The following is a 21832-nucleotide window of genomic DNA, read 5'->3' as shown; positions in this document are numbered from 1 at the left end:
ATCTGGAGTACTGATGCGAATCCTCTTCGTCGCCGCCGGCAGCCTCGCCACCGCGTTCGCGCTCGCCCCGGTCGCCACGGCCGCTCGCAACGCGGGCCATGCCGTCATCATGGCCGCCAACGACGACGTGGTACCGGCGATCACGGGTGTGGGTCTGCCCGCGGTGTCGGTCTCGTCCCAGCCGATCGGCCACTTCGTCCACACGGACAGGTCGGGCCGGAAGGCGGAGATCCCCACCGTGCCGGAGGAGCAGATCCCTTTCACGGGACGCTGGTTCGGGCGGATGGCCGCCGCGTGGCTGGGCCCGCTCAGCGAGCTGGCCCGTGGCTGGCGGCCCGATGTCATCGTGGGCGGCACGATGTCGTACGCCGCCGGCCTCCTCGCGGCCCGGCTCGGTGTCCCGTACGTGCGCCACGCCTGGGACGCGATCGAGGCAACGTCCATCGATCACGGAGCGGTTGAGGAACTCGCGCCGGAGCTGGCCGAGTTGGGGTTGGACTGGCTGCCGGAGCCGGAGTTGTTCATCGACGTCTGTCCGCCGAGTCTGCGGCCTCCCGAGTCGCATCCGGCGAAGCGCACCATGGGGATGCGGTGGGTCCCGGTCAACGGGCAGCGACAGCTGGAGCCTTGGATGCTCGCCCGGCCGGAACGGCCGCGACTGTGTCTGACCACCGGCAGCCGCGTGGCGCACGACGTGGACGAGCACGACATCCGGCGCCGCTCGTACGACTTCCTGCGCGCCCAGGCCGTCGCCCTCCGGGAACTGGACGTCGACCTCGTGGTGGCCGCGCCCGACAAGGCCGGCGGGGCCCTGCAGGCGGAGGTCCCGGGTGTGCGGGCCGGATGGGTGCCGCTCGACGTGCTGGCACCGACATGTGACGTGATCGTGCACCACGGAGGGGGCACCACCAGCCTGACGGCGATGACCGCCGCGGTGCCACAGGTCGCCGTTCCCCAGGGCGCCGTCCAGAACCTCGGCGCGCAACGGCTGTCCCGGTACGGGGCCGCCGTCACCCTCTTCGGCACTGACGGATCACCCGAAGCGATCGTCGGTGCGTGCCGGGAGATCCTGGGCGATTCCTCGTACGCCGACCGCGCCCGCGCACTCTCCCGGGAGATCGCCGAACTCGCTCCGCCCTCCCGAGCGGTGCACGCCATGGCCGAGCTGGTCTAGGAGGTAGCGATGGAGATCATCGGCCGGGGATTCCTCGCCGGGCACCTTGCGCCTCTCGCCCACGAGCACGCCGACGCCGTGGCACTGGCCGCAGGGGTCTCGTGGGCGAGCGGCACGTCCACCGCCGACTTCGAACGCGAGCGCCACCTGTTCCACCAGGTGCTGGACCGCTGCCGAGCGTCGGGCCGGACCCTGATCTTCTTCTCCACGGCCTCCGCCGGCGTCTACGGCGCCGACCGGCCCGGCCGCGAGGACGACGCGGTCACCGCTCGCAGCGCCTACGGGGCACACAAACTCGGCATGGAGCGGGAGCTGCTCGAGTCCGGGGCCGACTTCCTGGTACTGCGGCTGGGTCACCTCGTCGGCCGCGGCCAGCCCGCCCACCAGCTGCTTCCCACCCTGGTGGCGTCCCTCGGCACCGGGCGGATCGCGATCCAGCGCCACGCCACCCGGGATGTGATCGACGTCGCGCATGTGGTCGCCGTCATCGACCTGCTGCTGCGCCGCGGAATCCGACGGGAGACCCTCAACGTGGCGTCGGGCACGGCCGTGCCCGTGGAACACGTCGTCGACCATCTGGAGTTCCGGCTCGGCCTCTCCGTCGACAGGCGGTACGAGGACACCGGGACGTCGCACCTCGTGTCGGTCGACAAGCTGCACTCGCTGCTGCCCGAGGTCCGCGGATTCGGCTTCGGTCCCGCCTACTACCGGACAGTGCTCGACGCCTACCTCGCCGGGACGCGGGGCAGTGCGGAGCCGGCCCCGTGACGCCACGGGTACGGATCGGGATCATGGGCTGCGCGGACATCGCCCGGCGTCGGATGCTCCCGGCGATGGCGGCGGCGGACGACATCGAAGTCGTCGCGGTCGCGAGCCGGACCGGCCCTCCGGCGGAGGAGCTGGCCGGTGCGTACCAGTGCCGCCCGGTCACCGGGTACGACGGGCTGCTGGCGCTTCCCGAGGTGGACGCCGTGTACGTTCCGCTGCCCCTGGCCCTGCACTCCCGATGGGTCGAGGCCGCCTTGCACGCCGGTAAGCACGTCCTGGTGGAGAAGCCGTTGACGGCGGACCCCGGGGAGACCCGGCGGCTGCTGGACCTGGCCTCCTCGCGTGGACTGGTGCTGATGGAGAACGTGATGTTCGTCCACCATCACCGGCACGACGCCGTCCGCCGCCTGCTGGAACGCGGGGCCATCGGTGAACTGCGGTCCTTCCATGCCGACTTCACCGTCCCACGGCTGCCGGACCAGGACATCCGGTACCAGCCGGAGCTGGGCGGTGGGGCGCTGTGGGACGTCGGCCTGTACCCGGTCCGGGCAGCGATGCACTTCCTCGGCGACGACCTGGAGGTGGTCGGTGCGGTGCTCGGTGCGAGCCCGGGACGTCGGGTCGACACCGCGGGAGCCGTGCTGCTGCGGCGGGGCGGTGTCACGGCACAGCTGACCTTCGGGCTCGAGCACGCCTATGCCTCGCGCTACCAGCTGTGCGGCAGCACGGGACGCATCCGGGTGGACCGTGCCTTCGCACCGCCCGCCGACCACGTTCCGGTGATCCGGGTCGACAGCGGTGGCAACAGCCGGGAGATCCGGCTCGCACCGGACGATCAGGTGCGCAACAGCCTCAGGGCGTTCACCGCGGCTGTGCGCGCGAGGAAGGCGGACGACGCGGTGGTTCACAGCTGCATACGCCAGGCCGATCTGCTGGCACTGGTGAGTGAAGGAGGTTCTTGGAAATGATCACCTTGGAAGCAGTCGAATCCTTCTTCCCCGACCGCACGGTCACGGTGGAGGAGCGAGCGGCCGAACTCGGGCTCAACCCCGCGCAGACGCACATGTTCCGCAGGATCCACGGGCTCGATCGGATGCACTACGACCCGGATCTGAGCCTGTACGACCTGGTGCTTCCGGCGGCCAGGAAGGCCCTGTCGCAGGTCGATCCCCGGTCCGTCCGATACCTGATCTACTGCCACGCACTCCACGGCGGGCGCAGCGTGGGGCCGGAGACCGCGCAGGACATCAAGCGGCTGCTGGGCCTGGAGAACGCGACCACGTTCGCGCTGACCCAACAGAACTGCGCCATCACGCTCAGTGCGATCGACGTCGCCGGTACGCTGCTCCGGGCGGACGGGGATCCCGAGGCCCGAGCACTGGTGGTGACGGGCGACAAGCCCCGCCACCGGGCGGCGCAGCTGGTGATGAACACCTGCGTGGTCGGGGACGGATCCGCTTCCGCCCTGGTGGCCTGGAACGGCTCGGGAACGGCTGTCCGCTCCTTCGTGACGAGGACCAGGGGCGAGTTCTCGGACGGCATGATGAGTTCCCCCGCGCTGATCAGGGCCGAGTCCGAGATGCGGCCGCGCCTCATGGTCGAGGTGATGCGGGAGGCGGCGGACCGCGCGGGCTGCACGCTGGACGACATCCAGGTCGTCATCGCGCCCAATCCGAACACCACTCTGTGGCAGGACACGATCAAGGACGAGGCTCTGCGCAGCAAGTTCTTCTTCGACAACATCCCGCGCTACAGCCATTGCCTCGCCTCGGACGTCCTCATCAACTACGTCACCCTGGGCGAAGAGAAGCGCTTCGAACCGGACCGTCCCGCCATGTTCGTGGCGATCGGAGTCGGTATGACCTTCTCCGCCATGGTCTTCACACCGTCGTCGAACACGGGGGGACCCCGGTCATGACCTTGCGACTGCGCACCGCCGTGTCGGTGCTGACACCGTCCGCCCCCGCGCCGGCGTCCCGCCTCGGGGCCCCCGACGGTGGGGACGATGCCGTCGTCGAGGTCGGCGGGACGCCGGACCACGAACCTGACGGGCAGCCCGCTCCGACGGGCCACGCGCGGCTGGTCGACCTGCTGGTCGACCAGGTGCCCGAGGCCGACACGGGGCCGGACCTGGTACTGCTCGCCTACGCACGGCCGGAGGCCAGCGGGTTCAAGACGGTGGCCTCGTACCTGAACATGCGGACCGGCGGTGACGCGCACAGCCTCGCACTCTGCGGGCAGGGGCTCGGCGCCCCGTTCAGCGCGGTGCGGGTGGCCGGCGCGTACGAACGGACCGGACAGAGCTCGAAGTCGCTCCTCGCGATCCTCGACTGCGCGCCGGCCGACGCCGCGGACCGACCGGACGCCTCCCCCGCCGACTCCGGGGTCCTGCTGACCTTCGACACCGGCTCCGGAGCCGGGGCCGTCGACACCGTCGTCTCCGTCGGGTCCGCCGAACTGGCGTCCCGTCTGGCCGAACTGGTGCCGGAAGGCGGGCGGCTCCTGGTGGTGCTCGGGCCGGGAGGCGATCCTGGCGCCGTCCCGGCGCAGGGCGCGGATCTGCACCGTGCCTCCGGCGAGGGTCACGGCACGGGCGTGTGGTCGGCGCTGGTGCAGCACTGGACGGAGTGGGAGAGCGCCTACCCGGTGGTCGTTCTCTGCGACACCGATCCCGGTTCGGACACGAGTCATCTGCTGGTGCTGCGTGCCGCGGCGGAGTAGCGAAGGAGTGGCGGTGGAGTTCACCGATGCCCAGCTTGCCGAACAGCCGGTCGGCTACTGGACCGGAGCCGTCAGGACGGCGGTCGTCCGCTACATCAACGCCAGGCTGGGGGAGCTCGGTCTGACGCAGCCGCACTGGTGGGCGATCTACCAACTGGGCGAGAGCCGCCGGCGGTTGACTCGTGACGAGCTGCTGACGCTGGTGTCGCAGCAGCGTCCGTACGTGGACGTCTCCGCTCTGGAACCGGCCATCGACGATCTGCTCGGCTCTCAGCGGTTCGGCCTGGACGGAGCGGGACGGCTGGGCCTCACCGAGGCCGGCACCGACCTGCGGGACCAGGTGCTGGTCCTGCTGCCCGAGGTGCGCGCACGGATCCACGACGGCATCAGCGAGGAGGACTACGTCCTCGTCGTCAAGGTGCTGCGTCGCATGCTCAGCAACATCGGCGGCGACACGGGCTTCGATCAGGCGGGATGAGGAGGACACTGCATGACGATTCTGGTGACTGGAGTCCGTGGGAACGTCGGGAGCCGCGTCGCCCGGAAGCTGGTGGCCGGCGGCCTGCCGGTCAGGGGCACGGCGCGTGACCCGGCGGCGTCCGGAGTGCCGGACGGCGTTGAGGTCGTGCACGCCGAACTGACCCGGCCGCAGACGCTCCGGGGCGCGCTCAAGGGCGTCGAGAAGGTGTTCCTCTACACCGTTCCCCAGGGCATCGACGGCTTCGTCGACGCCGCCCGCGCCGCCGGTGTCCGACACGTGGTGCTGCTCTCGTCGATCGCCGTGACCTGGGCGGACCGGGACCGGAACCCGATCGCCCGGATGCACCTCGGTGTCGAGGAGCCGCTCCGGGCGTCGGGGATCGGCTGGACGTTCATCCGGCCGGAGGCGCTGGCGACCAACGCGCTGGCCTGGGCGGCGGAGATCAGGACGGACGGCGTCGTGCGCTGCCCCTATCCGGGCTCGTACACGGTCCCGATCCACGAGGAGGACGTCGCCGACGTAGCGGTCAGGGCGCTCACCACGGACGGCCACCGGTCCGCCGCCTACGCGCTGACCGGCCCGCAGTCGCTGACCCAGCAGGAGCAGGTGGCGCTCATCGGGGAGGCGCTGGGCCGCGGGACACGGTGCGAGAGGATCCCGCTGGACGTGGCCCGGGCGGCGATGGAGCGCGTCTATCCGGCCGATGTGGTGGAGACCGTTCTGGCCGCCCAAGCAATGAGTGACGGTCGGCCGGCCACGGTGCTCGACACGGTCGAAGCCGTGACCGGCCGCCCCGCGCGGACGTTCGCGAGCTGGGCGGCCGATCACGCCGCCGACTTCCGCTGACGAGCGGCCGCCGCAGGTTTAGTGCGGACTGACGTTGACCTAGCGAAAGCTTAGAGAGTTCTCGCTTGTACTTGTCCGCGCCCGCGAAGAAGCTATTCATCAGCGTCCGGTGACGCGATGACAGAGGCGCTCCGAATTCCGGCCCCTGGCGTGGGCCCACTGCGTGCCGTGTTGTCCCTGAATTCTCGGTTCACGGCGATTCCGCATGCCTGCCACCACCCGGGGACCTCGCTTGCTCGAACAACGGAAGGACATGGGAATGGACGCGCAGGTCATAGTCGTAGGCGCCGGCCCCGCGGGGCTCATGCTCGCCGGTGAACTGCGGCTCGCTGGCGTCGAGGTCGTCGTTCTCGAACGCCTGGCGGAACCGACCGGAGAGTCTCGCGGTCTCGGCTTCACGGCGCGCACCCTGGAGGTGTTCGACCAGCGCGGCCTGCTGTCCGGGCTGGGTGACATCGAGATCACCGACCTGGGCCACTTCGGCGGGCTGCCCGTGGACTTCAGCATTCTCGGGCCGGCGCACTCCGGCGGTGTCAAGGGTGTTCCCCAGGCGGTCACCGAGACCATGCTCGAGAAGTGGGCGGTCGAACTCGGGGCGGACATTCGCCGGGGCCATGAGCTGCTCGCGCTCGGCGACGAGGGCGAGTACGTCGAGGTCGAGGTCGCCACCCCCGAGGGCCCTCGGCGGCTGCGCGCGGACTATCTCGTGGGCTGCGACGGCGGGCGGAGCACCGTCCGCAAGGCCGCGGGATTCGACTTCCCCGGCACCGACCCCACCATGGAGATGTACCTGGCGGACGTGCGGGACTGCGACATCACCCCGCGCATGATCGGCGAGACCGTGCCCGGCGGGATGGTCATGGCCGGCCCGCTGGGGAACGGCGTCCACCGGATCATCGTGTGCGAGCGCGGGACCCCGCCGCGCCGGCGAGACCAGCCGCCCTCCTGGGAGGAGGTCTCCTCGGCTTGGCAGCGGCTGACCGGCCAGGACATCAGCGGCGGCACGCCGGTCTGGCTCAGCGCGTTCGGGAACCCTGCCCGGCTGGTCACGCAGTACCGTCGCGGACGCGTGCTGCTCGCCGGTGACGCCGCCCACATCCACCTGCCTGCCGGTGGCCAGGGCATGAACACCAGCATCCAGGACGCCGTCAACCTCGGCTGGAAGCTCGCGGCAACGGTGAACGGAACCGCCCCCGAGGGACTCCTGGACACCTATCACGCGGAGCGGCACCCGGTCGGTCGACGGCTGCTGATGAACACCCAGGCGCAGGGTCTGCTGTTCCTCAGCGGAGCGGAGATGCAGCCGCTTCGGGAGGTGATGAGCGAGCTGATCACCTTCGACAACGTCAGTCGCCATCTGGCCGGGATGGTCAGCGGACTGTCGATCAAGTATGAACTCGGCCCCGGGGAACATCCGCTGATGGGCCTCCGGGTCCCCCACGTGGAGCTGGTCGGCGAATCCGGCAGGACCAGCACGACCGAGCTGCTCCACCCGGCACGAGGCGTCCTGCTGGACCTCGCCGACGACGACGCCCTGCGGGCGGCGGTCGAGCCGTGGTCGGACCGGGTGGACGTCGTCACGGCGGTCGTGCACGGGCCCGCGGACGGGAACCCGCTCGCACCGGCCGACGCGATCCTCGTCCGCCCCGACGGCCATGTCGCGTGGACCGCCCCCGGACCCGTTCCGCCGGCCGAGGCACTGGCCCGGTCCTTCGGCGCTCCGCGTTCGCGTTGACGAGCTCAGCCCCGGCAAGGCATCGGGGCACAGCCAAGGAGACAACACTATGCACAGCACCCTGATCGTGGCTCGGATGAGCCCCGGCGACGGCAATGAGGTCGCCCGGCTCTTCTCGGAGTTCGACGCCACCGACATGCCGCACCTGATGGGCACTCGCCGCCGCCAGCTGTTCTCGTACCGGGGCCTGTACTTCCACCTGCAGGACTTCGACACCGAGGCCGGCGGTGACGCGATCGAGGCGGCGAAGTCGCATCCGTCGTTCGTACGGATCAGCGCAGACCTCAAGCCCTTCATCCAGGCCTACGACCCCGACACCTGGCGCTCTCCGGCGGACGCGATGGCACAGCGCTTCTACCACTGGAGCGCGCAGTGAGGCGACGGGTCGCCATCACCGGCATCGGTGTCATGGCACCGGGCGGCATGGGCGTCAAGAACTTCTGGAGTCTGCTGAGCGAGGGCCGGACCGCCACCCGGGGGATCACCTTCTTCGATCCCGCGCCGTTCCGTTCCCGGGTCGCCGCGGAGATCGATTTCCACCCCGAGGAACACGGACTGACGCCGCAGGAGATCCGCCGGATGGACCGGGCCGCGCAGCTCGCGGTGGTCGCCACGCGTGAGGCGGTGGCCGGCAGCGGGATCGATCTGGCCGCCACGGACCCCCATCGGACCGGCGTCACCATCGGCAGCGCCGTCGGCGCGACCACCGGGCTCGACCAGGAGTACCGGGTCGTCAGCGACGACGGCCGGTTGGAGCTGGTCGACCACCGGTACGCGGTGCCTCACCTCTACGGCCACTTCGTCCCCAGCTCCTTCGCCGCCGAGGTCGCATGGGCGACCGGGGCGGAGGGGCCGAGCACGGTGGTCTCCACCGGCTGCACCTCCGGGCTGGACGCCATCGGCCACGCCGTGGAACTGATCCGTGAGAACAGTGCCGACGTGATGATCGCCGGCGCGACGGATGCGCCCATCTCACCGATCACGATGGCCTGCTTCGACGCGATCAAGGCCACCACGCCGTACAACGACGACCCCGGGCGGGCTTCCCGGCCCTTCGACCGGACCCGCAACGGCTTCGTCCTCGGCGAGGGTGCTGCGGTCCTCGTTCTGGAGGAACTCGGCCGGGCACAGCGGCGCGGCGCGCACATCTACGCGGAGATCGGCGGATACGCCTCCCGGTGCAACGCCTTCCACATGACGGGGCTGCGTCCCGACGGGCGGGAGATGGCCGAGGCCATCAGGGCCACCCTGGACGAGGCACGGTTGAACCCTTCGGACATCGACTACGTCAATGCCCACGGCTCCGGCACCAAGCAGAACGACCGGCACGAGTCCGCCGCCTTCAAGCTGAGCCTCGGCGATCACGCCTACCGCGTTCCGGTCAGTTCGATCAAATCGATGATCGGGCACTCGCTCGGCGCCATCGGATCCCTCGAGATCGCCGCCTGCGCACTGGCCATGGCGGAGAACGTGATTCCCCCAACGGCCAACCTGCACAACCCCGACCCCGAGTGCGATCTCGACTACGTGCCGGTGTCCGCCCGGGAAGCACGACTCGACCGAGTGCTCAGCGTCGGCAGCGGCTTCGGCGGCTTCCAGAGCGCCATGGTGCTCACCCGTCCCGAGAGGAATACGGCATGACCGTGTCCGTCGTCGTCACCGGACTCGGCATCGCGGCCCCCAACGGGCTCGGCGCGGCGGACTACTGGGCCGCCACCCGGGCCGGCCGCAGCGGCATCGGCCCGGTGACCCGGTTCGACCCGACGGCCTATCCCGCCCGCCTGGCGGGAGAGGTGCCGGGATTCGTCGCGGCCGACCACCTTCCGGGTCGGCTGCTCCCCCAGACCGATCACATGACCCGGCTCGCCCTGGTGAGCGCCGACTGGGCCCTCCTGGACGCCGGAATCCGACCGGACGATCTCCCGGAGTTCGCCGCGGGAGTGGTCACCGCGAGCTCGGCGGGCGGATTCGAGTTCGGGCAGAACGAGCTGCGGGCGCTCTGGAGCAAGGGCAGCCAGTACGTCAGCGCGTACCAGTCGTTCGCATGGTTCTACGCCGTCAACACCGGCCAGATCTCGATCCGGCACGGACTGCGCGGTCCCAGCGGCGTCCTGGTCAGCGACCAGGCCGGCGGGCTGGACGCGATCGCGCAGGCACGCCGCCAGATCCGGCGCGGGAGCCAGGTGATCGTTTCCGGCGGAGTCGACGCCTCCATCTGTCCCTGGGGCTGGGTGGCGCAGCTGACCAGTGGGCGGCTGAGCAACGACGACGACCCGACCACGGCCTACCGTCCGTTCGACGCCGGGGCGAGTGGCCATGTGGCGGGCGAGGGCGGTGCGCTGCTCGTCCTGGAGGACGAACGGGCAGCCCGCGCACGGGGTGCACGGGTGTACGGGCGGGTCGCCGGCTACGGCACCACGTTCGACCCCAGGCCCGGAAGCGGCCGCGAGCCGGGGCTGCGCCGAGCCGTCGAGATCGCTCTCCTGGACGCCGACCTGACACCTGGCGACATCGACGTGGTCTTCGCGGACGCCGCCGCTGTTCCGGAACTCGACCACATCGAGGCCCGGGCCCTCACGGAGGTCTTCGGCCCGCGTGGCGTCCCGGTCACCGCGCCGAAGTCGATGACCGGACGGCTGAACTCGGGCGCCGGACCGCTGGACGTGGCAGCCGCGTTGCTGGCCATCCGGGACGGTGTGATTCCGCCGACCATCAACGTCTCGCCCCGCGTCGACCTCGACCTCGACCTGGTCACCGGGGAGGAGCGGGTGGCACCGCTGCGCTCGGCCCTGGTCCTGGCGCGCGGGTTCGGCGGCTTCAACTCCGCGCTGGTGGTGACGGACGCGCGCTGAAGGCCCGGACCCCATGACGTACGCACTGACATCCAGGAAGGACACAAGGACATGCCGAACACCGAGTTCACCATCGACGACCTGAGGCGCATCCTCCGCGAGGGCGCGGGGACCGAAGAGGGGGTCGACCTCGACGCGGACATCCTCGACACCGACTTCGAGGAGCTGGGCTACGAATCGCTCGCGCTGCTGGAGACGTGCGGCCGGATCGAGCGCGAGTACGGAGTCACGCTCGACGACGACGCGCTGGCCGGGGCCCGGACGCCGCGAGCCCTGCTCGGACTCGTCCACAGCCACCTCGCGACCGTTCACGCCGGCTGATCGACACAGGAGAAGACATGCCTCAGCAGGAGCGGCGGGTGGCCCTGGTCACCGGTGCCACCAGTGGAATCGGGCTCGCCGTGGTACGGACCCTCGCAGGCCGGGGACACCGGGTCTTCCTCTGCGCACGCAGCGCGGAGAACGTGAAGACCACCGTCGAGGAACTGCGCGCGGAGGGCCTGGACGTCGACGGGACCAGCTGTGACGTGCGATCGACCGAGGAGGTCAAGGCCTTCGTCGCCGCTGCCGTCGCACGCTTCGGCCCGGTGGACGTGCTGGTCAACAACGCCGGTCGCAGCGGCGGCGGGGTGACCGCCGAGCTGACCGACGAGCTGTGGGCCGACGTGATCAACACCAACCTCAACAGCGTGTTCCTGGTCACCCGCGAGGTGCTCACCGCCGGCGGCATGCGCGAGAAGGCGAGCGGACGGATCATCAACATCGCCTCCACCGCGGGCAAGCAGGGCGTCGTGCTGGGGGCGCCGTACTCGGCCTCCAAGCACGGCGTCGTCGGATTCACGAAGGCGCTCGGCAACGAGCTGGGTCCGACCGGAATCACCGTCAACGCGGTCTGCCCCGGCTATGTCGAGACCCCCATGGCGGAGCGTGTCCGGCAGGGGTACGCGGCCGCGCTCGACATCTCCGAGGCAGCCGTCCTCGAGAAGTTCCACGCCAAGATCCCGCTCGGTCGCTACTCGACCCCCGAGGAGGTGGCGGGGCTGGTGGGCTACCTGGTCTCGGACACCGCCGCCTCGATCACTGCGCAGGCACTCAATGTCTGCGGAGGGCTTGGCAACTACTGAGCAGCAACCGAGCGCAAGGAGGCACCATGTCCGACCGGGAAATCAGCCGGGTGGAACACACCGTCGAGGTGGACGCACCGGCGGCCGACGTCTACCGCCTGCTGGCGGAGATCGAGAACTGGCCGAGGCTCTTCCACCCGACCATCCACGTGGAGCACGTCGAGCGGGGTGAGCACACCGAGCGGATCCGGATCTGGGCCACGGCCAACGGCGAGGCCAAGAGCTGGACGTCCCGCAGGCGGCTCAGTCCCGAGGACCTGCGCATCGACTTCCGCCAGGAGGTCTCCACCCCGCCGGTGGCCGCCATGGGCGGGGCGTGGATCATCGAGCCGGTCTCCGACCGCACCTGCCGGGTCCGGCTGCTGCACGACTACCGGGCCGTGGACGACGATGCGGAGGGCCTCGCCTGGATCGACCGGGCGGTGGACCGCAACAGCCGTTCCGAGCTGGCCGCGCTCAAGGCCAGTGCCGAGATGGTGGTCGGGGCTTCGGACGACCTGTTGCTGTCCTTCCAGGACTCGGTGCGGATCGACGGCTCGGCCAAGGACGTCTACGACTTCCTCGACCAGGCGAACCACTGGACCGAGCGGTTGCCCCACGTGGCGAAGGTCGAGCTGACCGAGGACACCCCCGGGCTGCAGGTGCTGACGATGGAGACGCTGGCCAAGGACGGCTCCGCACACACCACCAGCTCGGTGCGCGTCTGCTTCCCCCACCGGCGGATCGTCTACAAGCAGACCGTCGTCCCCGCGTTGATGACCCTGCACACCGGCTACTGGCTGCTGGAGGAGGACGACGAGGGCGTCCTCGCGACCTCCCAGCACACGGTGGTCATCAACGTCGAGAACATCGCCGCGGTCCTCGGTGACCGGGCCGGCGTCGCGGAAGCCCGGCAGTACGTGCAGGGTGCACTGAGCGCCAACAGCCGGGCCACCCTCGGGTACGCCAAGGACCACGCCGAGCGTCGGGCCTGACAGCCATGCCGGAGTCGCAGACGGATGTGCTGGTCGTCGGGGCCGGGCCGGTCGGACTGATGCTCGCCGGTGAGCTGCGGCTCGGCGGGGCGCGAGTGATCGTTGCCGAGCGGCTGCCCGCGCCGACCACGGAATCCCGGGCGTCCACCCTGCACGCCCGCACCATGGAGATCGTCGACCAACGAGGCCTGATGCCGGAGCTGGGCGAGGTGGCCCGCGACGGCACAGGGCACTTCGGCGGCATCCCGCTCCCCCTCGGCGGGCAGCCGAGCCGGTACGCCGGACTGTGGAAGGTCCCGCAGACCCGGATGGAGGAGATCCTCGGCGCGTGGGCGACAGGGCTGGGGGCCGACGTGCGCCGCGGCTGGGAGCTGACCGGCATCGACGAGGACGCTGAAGCCGTGACCGCCGTCCTGCACCACCGGGACGGCTCGCAGACCCGCCTGCGGGCCCGGTACGTGGTCGGATGCGACGGGGAGAAGAGCACTCTCAGGGGCCTGGCCGGGTTCGAGTTCGTCGGGACCGCCGCCGGCCGGGAGCTGATCCGGGCCGACGTGGCGGGAATCGACGTGCCCGACAGGAGGTTCCAGCGGCTGCCGAGGGGGCTGGCCATCGCGGCACGCCGCCCGGACGGGGTCACGCGCCTGATGGTGCACGAGTTCGGCCGGCCCGCGGTGTCCCGCAGCGCGGAGCCGGACTTCGACGAAGTGGCCGGCACCTGGGCGAGGGTCACCGGCGAGGACATCAGCCGGGGCACGCCCGTGTGGATCAACTCGTTCGGTGACGCCAGCCGTCAGGTGACGCAGTACCGTCGTGGCCGTGTGCTGCTGGCCGGTGACGCCGCGCACGAGCAGATGCCCGTAGGTGGCCAAGCCCTCAACCTGGGCCTGCAGGACGCCGCCAACCTGGGCTGGAAGCTCGCGGCGACGATTCGCGGCTGGGCACCTCCGGGCCTCCTCGACAGCTACCACGCGGAACGTCACCTGGTCGGCTCCCAGGTGCTGTCCGACATAGCCGCCCAGGCCGCACTGCTGCTCGGCGGGCCCGAGGTGGAGGCGATCCGCTCCGTCATGAGCGGTCTGCTCGGGCTCGAAGCGGTACGCGACCGATTGGGCGCGGGGATCAGCGGGGTCGGGATCCGGTATCCCGTGGACGCTGCCGACCACCCGCTCCTGGGAGCACGGCTGCCGCACGTCGAACTGGTCACCGAGGCAGGCGCGTCCACCACTGGCGCGCTGCTGCGCTCCGGGCGGGGACTCCTGCTCGACCTGGCGCCCGAGTCGTCCGGCCACGCAGGACTGCGGACGGTTGCGCAGGACTGGGCCGACCGGGTGTGCGTCGTGGCCGCGGAGCCACGACCGGGTGACACCGCGGTGTCGGCCCGCGCCGTCCTGGTCCGCCCCGACGGGCACGTGGTGTGGGCCGACGGCGGCGAGCAGCGACTGCGGGACGCACTGGCCCGCTGGTTCGGCCTCCCCCGGCCCACCCGACGGTGACATCCCCCCTTTTCCGGCCGGGCTCCCGTGCGCTGCGCACGAGGTCGCCGGCCTCATTCGACGAGGAGAACTCCTGTGAAGCGACTTGCTGGTAAGACCGCCCTGGTGACGGGTTCGAGCCGCGGCATCGGCCGCGCAACGGCGACGCGGCTCGCCCGTGACGGGGCGACCGTCGCCGTGCACTATGCGAGCAATGCCGACGCGGCCAAGGAGACCCTCTCCGCCATCGAGGCGGAAGGGGGGCGGGCCTTCCTGGTCCAGGCGGAACTGGGCGTGCCCGGCGATGTCGACACCCTCTTCCGGGGCCTGACGGCAGGACTGCGCGAGTTCACCGGGAAGGAGGAGCTGGACATTCTGGTGAACAACGCCGGTGTGATGGGCGGGGTCAAGCCGGAGGACCTCACTCCGGAGACCTTCGATCGGCTGATCGCGGTCAACGCCAAGGCGCCGCTCTTCCTGACCCAGCGTGTCCTGACGGTCATGCCGGACGGCGGGCGCATCATCAACATCGGTACCGGTCTGCTGCGTTACGCCAACCCGGACGAGGTCGCCTACGCCATGAGCAAGGGTGCGCTCGACCAGATCAGCCTGCACCTCGCCCGGCTCCTGGGCCCGCGGAACATCACCGTCAACACCGTGTCGCCCGGCATCACCAACAACGGCAGCCCGGTCTTCGACATCCCGGAGGCTCGCGAGTTCATGGCCAACATGAACGCCTTCAAGCGGATCGCCGAGCCCGAGGACGTCGGCGACGTCGTGGCCTTCCTCGCCTCCGACGACGCGCGCTGGATCACCGGCTCGTTCATCGACGCCAGCGGCGGCACGCTGCTCGGCGGCTGACGACCTGCACGGACCCCAGCACGTACGGGCCGGCCGAACGGGTCGGCCCGTACACCCCGTGCGGACGCACTCACCGCGGACGCACGGTCCCTGTCCCCCTCGCCTCGTGACGGGAGAGCCATGTCACCAGCACGTCTCCGCCTCGCCGTTGTCCTCGGAAGCACTCGTGAGGGGCGCCTGTGCCCGACGATCGCGTCCTGGTTCGCAGGGCAGGCTCGCCAGGTCGACGCGTTCGAGGTCGACGTCGTCGATCCGGCCGGCCTGGACGTTCCGGTGGCGCTGTCGCCGCAGCCGCCCGTGCAGGTGCGGGAACTGGGGAAACGGCTGGAGGCCGCCGATGCCTTCGTGATCGTCACGCCTGAGTACAACCACAGCTTTCCGGCGCCCCTGAAGTCCCTCATCGACTGGCACTACGTCCAGTGGCGGGCCAAGCCGGTGGGATTCGTGTCCTACGGGGGGCTGGCCGGGGGCCTGCGGGCGGTGGAACAGCTTCGGCCCGTCTTCGCCGAGCTGCATGCCACGACGATCCGCGACACCGTCAGCTTCCACAACGCCGCCGACCTGTTCGACGATGCCGGCGAACCCCGCGAGCCGGCCGGCTGCACCGCGGCCGCCAAGGTCATGCTCGACCAACTCACGTGGTGGGGCGATGCGTTGCAGCAGGCCCGGCGGGAACACCCGTACCGGTACTGATCCGATGACAGCGCCGACCACGCCCTGCCCGCCACCGGCCGCCGCATCGACGGAGAGAGGAGTGGACCTCTGGCTGGTGCGGCCCGACCGCCTCTCGGACCGGGACGGGCTCGCCGCGCTCGACGAGAACGAGAGGCGCCGGGCGGAGTCCTTCCGGCGGCCCGCGGACCGCGCGCTCTACGTCTCGGCCCACCTGGCACTGCGCCGCCTGCTCGCGGCACACCTCGGCAGTACGCCGCAGGAGGTGCGCATCGTTCGGGACCGAGGTGGCCGGCCGATCCTTCCCGGCGACTCGCCCCCCGTTCACTTCTCGCTGTCCCACAGCGCCGGGCTCGCGCTGCTGGGTGTGGCGCCCGTGCCGATCGGGGTGGACGTCCAGCGGATACCTTCGCTGTCCACCGTCGACCTGTGCAGCCCGCGCTTCCACCCGGCGGAGCAGGCCGAGTTGGCGGCCCGGCCACGGTCCGCCAGAGCGAGGTACTTCACCTGGCTGTGGACGCGCAAGGAGGCGTACCTGAAAGGGATCGGCGTCGGTCTGCGACGCTCGCTGGCCGCCGACTACCTGGGGGCAGGCGGACCGGCGGCTCCCGCCGGCCCGGCGGGTTGGACGGTGGCGGACGCGCCGTGCGAGGACCACTACGCGGCATCCGTGGCCCTCCTGACCAGGGCCTCGCTTCCGGTCACCCTGCGCCGGCTTCCAAGGAGTGTCGACCATGACTGATGTCTCATCCCCCACCGTGATCTCCACGGCCGGGACTTCGCGCCATCGGGTGGCGGAGTTGAACGCTCTCCGGGAGCGGGTCCGGCGTGGTCCGAGCGAGAAGGCCACCGAGGCCCAGCACGCGAAGGGCAAGCTGACCGCCCGCGAGCGGATCGACCTGCTGCTGGACGAGGACTCCTTCCACGAGGTGGAGCCGCTGCGCCGGCACCGCGCGCAGGGCTTCGGCCTGGAGGCGAAGAAGCCGCACACCGACGGCGTGGTGGTCGGCTGGGGCACCGTGCACGGCCGGACGGTCTTCGTCTACGCACACGACTTCCGGATCTTCGGCGGCGCACTCGGCGAGGCCCACGCGCAGAAGATCCACAAGATCATGGACATGGCCATCGCGGCCGGTGCTCCGCTGGTGTCACTGAACGACGGCGCCGGCGCCCGCATCCAGGAGGGCGTCACCGCCCTCGCCGGCTACGGCGGCATCTTCCAGCGCAACACCAAGGCCTCGGGCGTGATCCCGCAGATCTCGGTCATGCTCGGCCCCTGCGCCGGCGGCGCCGCCTACTCCCCCGCGCTCACGGACTTCGTGTTCATGGTCCGCGAGACCTCGCAGATGTTCATCACCGGCCCGGACGTCGTCCAGGCCGTCACCGGCGAGAAGATCACCCAGAACGGCCTCGGCGGCGCCGACGTCCACTCCTCGGTCTCCGGCGTCTCCCACTTCGTCTACGACGACGAGCAGTCCTGCATCGAGGAGGTCCGCTACCTCCTCTCCCTGCTGCCGCAGAACAACCGCGAGATGCCGCCGGCCAGCGCCACCGACGACCCGGTCGAGCGCCGCAACGAGAGCCTGCTCGACCTGGTGCCCGCGGACGGCAACCGCCCCTACGACATGCGCAAGGTCATCGAGGAGGTCGTCGACCACGGCGAGTACCTGGAGATCCACGAGCGCTGGGCGACCAACGTCATCGTGGCCCTGGCCCGGATCGACGGCCACGTGGTCGGACTGATCGCCAACCAGCCGCAGTCACTGGCCGGCGTGCTCGACATCAACGCCAGCGAGAAGGCCGCACGCTTCGTCCAGATGTGCGACGCCTTCAACATCCCGATCGTCACCCTGCTCGACGTCCCCGGCTTCCTGCCCGGCGTCGACCAGGAGCACGGCGGCATCATCCGGCACGGCGCCAAACTGCTCTACGCCTACTGCAACGCCACCGTGCCGCGGATCTCGCTGATCCTGCGCAAGGCCTACGGCGGCGCCTACATCGTCATGGACTCCCGCTCCATCGGCGCCGACCTGTCCTTCGCCTGGCCGACCAACGAGATCGCCGTGATGGGCGCCGAGGGCGCCGCCAACGTCATCTTCCGCCGCGACATCGCCGCGGCCGAGGACCCCGAGGCGATGCGCGCCCAGAAGATCAAGGAATACAAGAACGAGCTGATGCACCCGTACTACGCGGCCGAACGCGGCCTCGTCGACGACGTCATCGACCCGGCGGAGACCCGCCAGGTGCTCGCCGCCTCGCTCGCCATGCTCCGCACCAAGCACGCCGACCTGCCCAGCCGCAAGCACGGCAACCCACCGATGTAGGGGAGGCCTTGATGGCCGACGTCATGCTCGACGCCATCCGAGTGGAGAGAGGACAGCCCGGACCGGAGGAGCTCGCGGTTCTCACTGCCGTCCTCCTCGCCCGGATCCGCACCAGCGGCCCCGACCGGGCGGCGGACGCCGGCAGCTACCGGGACACCGCCCGCTGGCGCCGCCTGGAGCGCGTCAACGGCTTTCAAGGGCCCCGCAGTTGGCAGACGGCTTCCTAGCTGCGCGGCCCGCCCGCCCCTTGCCCGTGAGGACCACCCACCATGCATTCACCGCCCGTCTGGACCGGGCAACTGCGTCCTGCGACGCACAGCCGTTCCAGGCTCGTGGTCTTCCCCCACGCCGGCGCGGGGCCCCAGACCTACGCACGCCTGCTGTCCGGCCTGCCGGGCGACGTCGAGCTGACCGGGGTCACCCTTCCCGGGCGGGAGCGCCGTGGCGGTGAATCGCCGACCGGACCGCTCTCCGCCGCGGTCGAGGGAATCAGCGGCGAACTGGCGGCCCTTCCGCCGCTCCCCACCCTCTTCTGGGGTCACAGCATGGGCTCCCTGCTCGCCGTGACCGTCGCGGCACACCTCCCCGGCTCGTGCGCCGCCCTCGTCCTGACGGCCGGGATCCCGGGGCCCGACGCGCTCGACTTCGCGGTTCCTCTGGACTCACCGGAAGGGCTGGAGCTGATGTTCAGCCGGCACCGGCTGCCGCTACGGGCCCTGGACGCCGGCAGCGACCACTCCCGAGCCGATCACGTGCTGGCCCACGACCTGGTGCTGGCCCGCAGCGCCCTCCTCGGGCTGCGGGGTATCCGTCTCGGCCTGCCGCTGACCGCCTATGCCGGTGCCGATGACCCGCTGGTTCCCGCGTCCACACTGCCGGGGTGGCGCGACTTCACCACCGGTCGCTTCCGGTCCAGGACCCTGGCCGGCGGCCACTTCTTCCCCTTCCTCCCGTCCAACGGGCGTTCACTCCTGGCAGACATCGCCGACACACTGCGGTCCTCCGCCCCGGCCGGGAATCCAACGAGAGGAGTTGTCCGGTGAGCATCAAGGCCCCCTACCAGGGAGCTTTCACTCCGGTGCGCGAGGAGGTCACGGCCTTCGATCTGCCGGTGACCGGGCGGATCCCCGACGAACTGCGGGGACGCTACCTACGCATCGGTCCGAATCCGCTGCGCCTGGACGATCCACGCCTCAACCTGTTCCTCGGGGAGGGCATGGTCCACGGGGTGCGGCTGCGGGACGGCCGGGCCGAGTGGTACCGGAACAGGTGGGTCCGATCCGCCGCCGTGGCAAGGGCCTTCGGGGAGAAGGTGCGCCGGGGCTCCCGCTTCGCGGGATCGGATTTCGCCCCCAACACCCATGTGATCGAGCACGCCGGACGGATCCTCGCCCTGGTCGAGAACGGCTTCCGGCCGTACGAGCTGACCGAGGATCTCGACACCGTCGGCCCGTGCGACTTCCGAGGCACGCTCCCGGCGGGATATGCGGCGCACCCCAAGCTCGACCCGCACACCGGCGAACTCCACGCCGTCGCCTACGCGACGCGTGCCGAGTTCGTGCAGTACTCGGTGCTCTCTCCTGCCGGCATGGTCACACGGATCGTGAACATCCCCGCGCCGCACCGCCCGGTGATGCACGACTTCGCGCTCACCGGCAGGTACGTCGTCCTCTACGACCTGCCGGTGGTCAACAGCCTGGTCGCCGCGGCGTCCGGGGAACCCCTGGTGTACGACTGGCGGGAGAGCCGGGGAGCCAGGATCGGGCTCCTGCCGAGGCACGGGACCGAGGTGCGCTGGTTCGAGATCGCCCCCTGCTGGGTCTTCCACACCGTGAACGCCTACGACAACGGCGATCGTGTGGTCGTCGACGTCATTCGCTACCCCCGCATGTACACGGGCCTCCGGCTGGACGGCAATTCCCTGCCCACGCTCGATCGCTGGATCATCGACACGGTGAGCGGCAAGGTCACGGAGACCCGCCTGGACGACCGCGCCCAGGAGTTCCCCGGCGTCAACCCCGCTGTGGTCTCGGCCCCTCACCGCTTCGGATACGCGGCCGTGGTCCCCGACATGCACTCCTACTTCGGTCCCGACGACGACGTGGAGGGCCTGCCCGATCAGGCGTACGGCGATGCGCTGCTCAAGCACGACTTCTCCGCCGGAACCACTGCGGTCCGCTCCCTGGGCCGCGGCCACTACACCGGTGAGCCGGTCTTCGTCCCCCGCGCGTCCGCGGATGCGGAGGACGAGGGCTACCTGCTCGCCTACGTCCACGACCCCGACCGCGGCGCCAGTGATCTCGTCATCCTGTCCGCGCAGGACTTCACGGGTGAGCCCCTGGCCACCGTGCATCTGCCCGCCCGGGTCCCGCTCGGATTCCACGGGAGCTGGATCGCCGACCCGGCCTGACCGAAACGGAAGGTCCCTTGCCACGCACATCCGCTCCGGAGCGACCCGAGGAAGTCGTCGCTCGTCTCCGCGCCGCCTGTCGCACCGGCCCCAACCGTTCGCTGGAGTGGCGGACCGAGCAGCTCACTCGGCTGCGGGCCCTGTTGCGCGACCACGTGGAGGATTTGGCCGCGGCACTCCACACCGACCTGCGCAAGAGCCGGACCGAGGCGTACGCGGCCGAGATCGGGTTCACGATCCGCGAGATCGACCACATCCTGGTGAACCTGGAGGAGTGGCTGCGGCCGGTCCCCGTGGCCCTGACCGGCTGTCCTCCCGGCTCGACGGCCCACCTCCAGTACGACCCGCTGGGAGTCGTGCTGGTGATGGCGCCGTGGAACTATCCCGTACAGCTGCTGCTCGTCCCGATCGCGGGTGCGCTGGCCGCCGGCAATGCGGTGGTGGCCAAGCCCAGCGAGGTGGCACCCGCCTGCTCCGCGCTCCTGGCCCGGCTGATTCCGCGGTACCTGGACACCGGTGCGGTCGCCGTGGTGGAGGGCGGTGTGGCGGAGGCCACCGCCCTGTTGGCCCAGCGCTTCGACCACGTCTTCTACACCGGGAACGGCGCGGTCGGACGGATCGTCATGCGTGCTGCGGCCGAGCACCTCACCCCGGTCACGCTGGAACTGGGCGGCAAGTCCCCGGTGTTCGTCGACCGCGGGACGAGTCTCGCAGCCACGGCGACGCGGCTGGCCCGGGCCAAGTTCGCCAACGCGGGCCAGACCTGCGTCGCTCCCGACTACGTGCTGACCGACCCCGGGACGGCGCGGGCGCTGGAGGTCGAGCTTGCCCGGACACTCGAGAAGCTGTTCGGAACCACGCCGGAGACCTCACGCGGGTACGGACGGATCATCAATGTGCAGCACTTCGACCGCATCGTCCGCCTGCTCGACTCCGGCCGGATCGCCGTCGGTGGCGGCCACGACCGGGAGAGCCGGTTCATCGCGCCGACGGTGCTGGCCGAGGTGCCGGCCGATTCGCCGGTCATGCAGGAGGAGATCTTCGGGCCGGTCCTGCCGATCGTCGAGGTGTCCGGGGTGGACGAGGCGATCACCTTCATCAACGCGCGGGACAAGCCGCTTGCGGTCTACGGCTTCACCGACTCCGCGGAAATCCGGCGCCGTCTGGCCGAGGAGACGGCCTCGGGCAGTGTCGTGCTCGGCCTGCCGATGGCGCAGGTCCTGGAGCCGGGACTGCCGTTCGGCGGGGTGGGGCAGAGCGGGACGGGCAGCTACCGGGGCGCGCACTCCCTCGCCGCCTTCAGCCATCGCAAGACCGTGCTCGATGTGCCGGGACGCTGACCCCGGCGCTTCCCGCGACCGGCTGCCCGACGGGCCCGGTAGCGGCCCGGTAGCGGCCCGGTAGCGGCCCGGAAC

At 70.7% G+C, this 21832-nt stretch carries 23 protein-coding genes; all 23 read left to right on the top strand.

Annotated elements, in window-relative coordinates; genetic code table 11:
• Positions 1-13 precede the first annotated feature (13 nt).
• The 23 genes from KSNIM_RS26530 (at position 14) to KSNIM_RS26420 (ending at position 21757) form a co-directional block, all read left to right on the top strand.
• Positions 14-1174, top strand: a complete 1161-nt coding sequence (locus tag KSNIM_RS26530) for a nucleotide disphospho-sugar-binding domain-containing protein (protein WP_263105639.1) — start codon at positions 14-16, stop codon at positions 1172-1174.
• Between the two features lie 9 nt (positions 1175-1183).
• A complete protein-coding gene (locus tag KSNIM_RS26525) occupies positions 1184-1942 on the top strand; it encodes an NAD-dependent epimerase/dehydratase family protein (protein WP_263105638.1) in 759 nt (252 codons plus the stop codon).
• Complete coding sequence (locus tag KSNIM_RS26520) at positions 1939-2910, top strand: Gfo/Idh/MocA family protein (RefSeq protein WP_263105637.1); 972 nt, start codon at positions 1939-1941, stop codon at positions 2908-2910. Before KSNIM_RS26525 ends, KSNIM_RS26520 begins: the two co-directional genes overlap by 4 nt.
• Positions 2907-3860: a 3-oxoacyl-[acyl-carrier-protein] synthase III C-terminal domain-containing protein gene (locus KSNIM_RS26515; RefSeq protein ID WP_263108120.1), complete on the top strand. Its 954-nt coding sequence runs from the start codon at positions 2907-2909 to the stop codon at positions 3858-3860. The genes KSNIM_RS26520 and KSNIM_RS26515 overlap by 4 nt, the downstream gene beginning before the upstream one ends.
• Complete coding sequence (locus KSNIM_RS26510) at positions 3857-4663, top strand: hypothetical protein (protein ID WP_263105636.1); 807 nt, start codon at positions 3857-3859, stop codon at positions 4661-4663. Before KSNIM_RS26515 ends, KSNIM_RS26510 begins: the two co-directional genes overlap by 4 nt.
• Before the next feature lie 13 nt (positions 4664-4676).
• A complete protein-coding gene (locus KSNIM_RS26505; RefSeq protein ID WP_263105635.1) occupies positions 4677-5141 on the top strand; it encodes a hypothetical protein in 465 nt (154 codons plus the stop codon).
• Positions 5142-5153: 12 nt separating this feature from the next.
• The gene (locus tag KSNIM_RS26500; protein WP_263105634.1) at positions 5154-5990 is read left to right on the top strand and encodes an NAD(P)H-binding protein; all 837 of its coding nucleotides are present in this window, start codon (positions 5154-5156) and stop codon (positions 5988-5990) included.
• A 259-nt stretch (positions 5991-6249) separates the two neighbouring features.
• Complete coding sequence (locus KSNIM_RS26495; RefSeq protein WP_263105633.1) at positions 6250-7725, top strand: FAD-dependent monooxygenase; 1476 nt, start codon at positions 6250-6252, stop codon at positions 7723-7725.
• 49 nt (positions 7726-7774) lie between these two features.
• Positions 7775-8101: a TcmI family type II polyketide cyclase gene (locus KSNIM_RS26490; RefSeq protein ID WP_263105632.1), complete on the top strand. Its 327-nt coding sequence runs from the start codon at positions 7775-7777 to the stop codon at positions 8099-8101.
• Positions 8098-9366: a beta-ketoacyl-[acyl-carrier-protein] synthase family protein gene (locus tag KSNIM_RS26485; protein WP_263105631.1), complete on the top strand. Its 1269-nt coding sequence runs from the start codon at positions 8098-8100 to the stop codon at positions 9364-9366. Before KSNIM_RS26490 ends, KSNIM_RS26485 begins: the two co-directional genes overlap by 4 nt.
• Positions 9363-10577, top strand: coding sequence for a ketosynthase chain-length factor (locus tag KSNIM_RS26480; RefSeq protein WP_263105630.1), 1215 nt, complete (start codon positions 9363-9365; stop codon positions 10575-10577). The genes KSNIM_RS26485 and KSNIM_RS26480 overlap by 4 nt, the downstream gene beginning before the upstream one ends.
• A 51-nt stretch (positions 10578-10628) precedes the next feature.
• Complete coding sequence (locus KSNIM_RS26475) at positions 10629-10898, top strand: acyl carrier protein (RefSeq protein WP_263105629.1); 270 nt, start codon at positions 10629-10631, stop codon at positions 10896-10898.
• A gap of 17 nt (positions 10899-10915) precedes the next feature.
• Positions 10916-11701, top strand: coding sequence for a 3-oxoacyl-ACP reductase FabG (gene fabG / locus KSNIM_RS26470; RefSeq protein ID WP_263105628.1), 786 nt, complete (start codon positions 10916-10918; stop codon positions 11699-11701).
• 26 nt (positions 11702-11727) lie between these two features.
• Complete coding sequence (locus KSNIM_RS26465) at positions 11728-12675, top strand: aromatase/cyclase (RefSeq protein WP_263105627.1); 948 nt, start codon at positions 11728-11730, stop codon at positions 12673-12675.
• Positions 12676-12680: 5 nt separating this feature from the next.
• The gene (locus KSNIM_RS26460; RefSeq protein ID WP_263105626.1) at positions 12681-14171 is read left to right on the top strand and encodes an FAD-dependent monooxygenase; all 1491 of its coding nucleotides are present in this window, start codon (positions 12681-12683) and stop codon (positions 14169-14171) included.
• 75 nt (positions 14172-14246) lie between these two features.
• Positions 14247-15011 carry an SDR family oxidoreductase gene (locus KSNIM_RS26455; protein WP_263105625.1) on the top strand — a complete coding sequence of 255 codons (765 nt, stop codon included), beginning with the start codon at positions 14247-14249 and terminating at the stop codon, positions 15009-15011.
• A gap of 120 nt (positions 15012-15131) precedes the next feature.
• The gene (locus tag KSNIM_RS26450; RefSeq protein WP_263105624.1) at positions 15132-15704 is read left to right on the top strand and encodes an NADPH-dependent FMN reductase; all 573 of its coding nucleotides are present in this window, start codon (positions 15132-15134) and stop codon (positions 15702-15704) included.
• Positions 15705-15765: 61 nt separating this feature from the next.
• Positions 15766-16425, top strand: a complete 660-nt coding sequence (locus KSNIM_RS26445) for a 4'-phosphopantetheinyl transferase family protein (RefSeq protein WP_263105623.1) — start codon at positions 15766-15768, stop codon at positions 16423-16425.
• Complete coding sequence (locus KSNIM_RS26440; RefSeq protein ID WP_263105622.1) at positions 16418-18007, top strand: acyl-CoA carboxylase subunit beta; 1590 nt, start codon at positions 16418-16420, stop codon at positions 18005-18007. The genes KSNIM_RS26445 and KSNIM_RS26440 overlap by 8 nt, the downstream gene beginning before the upstream one ends.
• A gap of 11 nt (positions 18008-18018) precedes the next feature.
• Positions 18019-18234, top strand: coding sequence for an acyl-CoA carboxylase subunit epsilon (locus KSNIM_RS26435; protein ID WP_263105621.1), 216 nt, complete (start codon positions 18019-18021; stop codon positions 18232-18234).
• 42 nt (positions 18235-18276) lie between these two features.
• Complete coding sequence (locus KSNIM_RS26430) at positions 18277-19050, top strand: thioesterase II family protein (protein ID WP_263105620.1); 774 nt, start codon at positions 18277-18279, stop codon at positions 19048-19050.
• Positions 19047-20417: a carotenoid oxygenase family protein gene (locus KSNIM_RS26425; protein ID WP_263105619.1), complete on the top strand. Its 1371-nt coding sequence runs from the start codon at positions 19047-19049 to the stop codon at positions 20415-20417. The genes KSNIM_RS26430 and KSNIM_RS26425 overlap by 4 nt, the downstream gene beginning before the upstream one ends.
• 17 nt (positions 20418-20434) lie before the next feature.
• On the top strand, positions 20435-21757 hold the full coding sequence (locus KSNIM_RS26420) for an aldehyde dehydrogenase family protein (protein ID WP_263105618.1): 1323 nt from the start codon (positions 20435-20437) through the stop codon (positions 21755-21757).
• Positions 21758-21832 lie beyond the last annotated feature (75 nt).

Source organism: Kitasatospora sp. DSM 101779 (assembly GCF_025655475.1).
Lineage (GTDB): Bacteria > Actinomycetota > Actinomycetes > Streptomycetales > Streptomycetaceae > Kitasatospora.
This window is presented reverse-complemented; position numbering and strand designations above follow the sequence as displayed.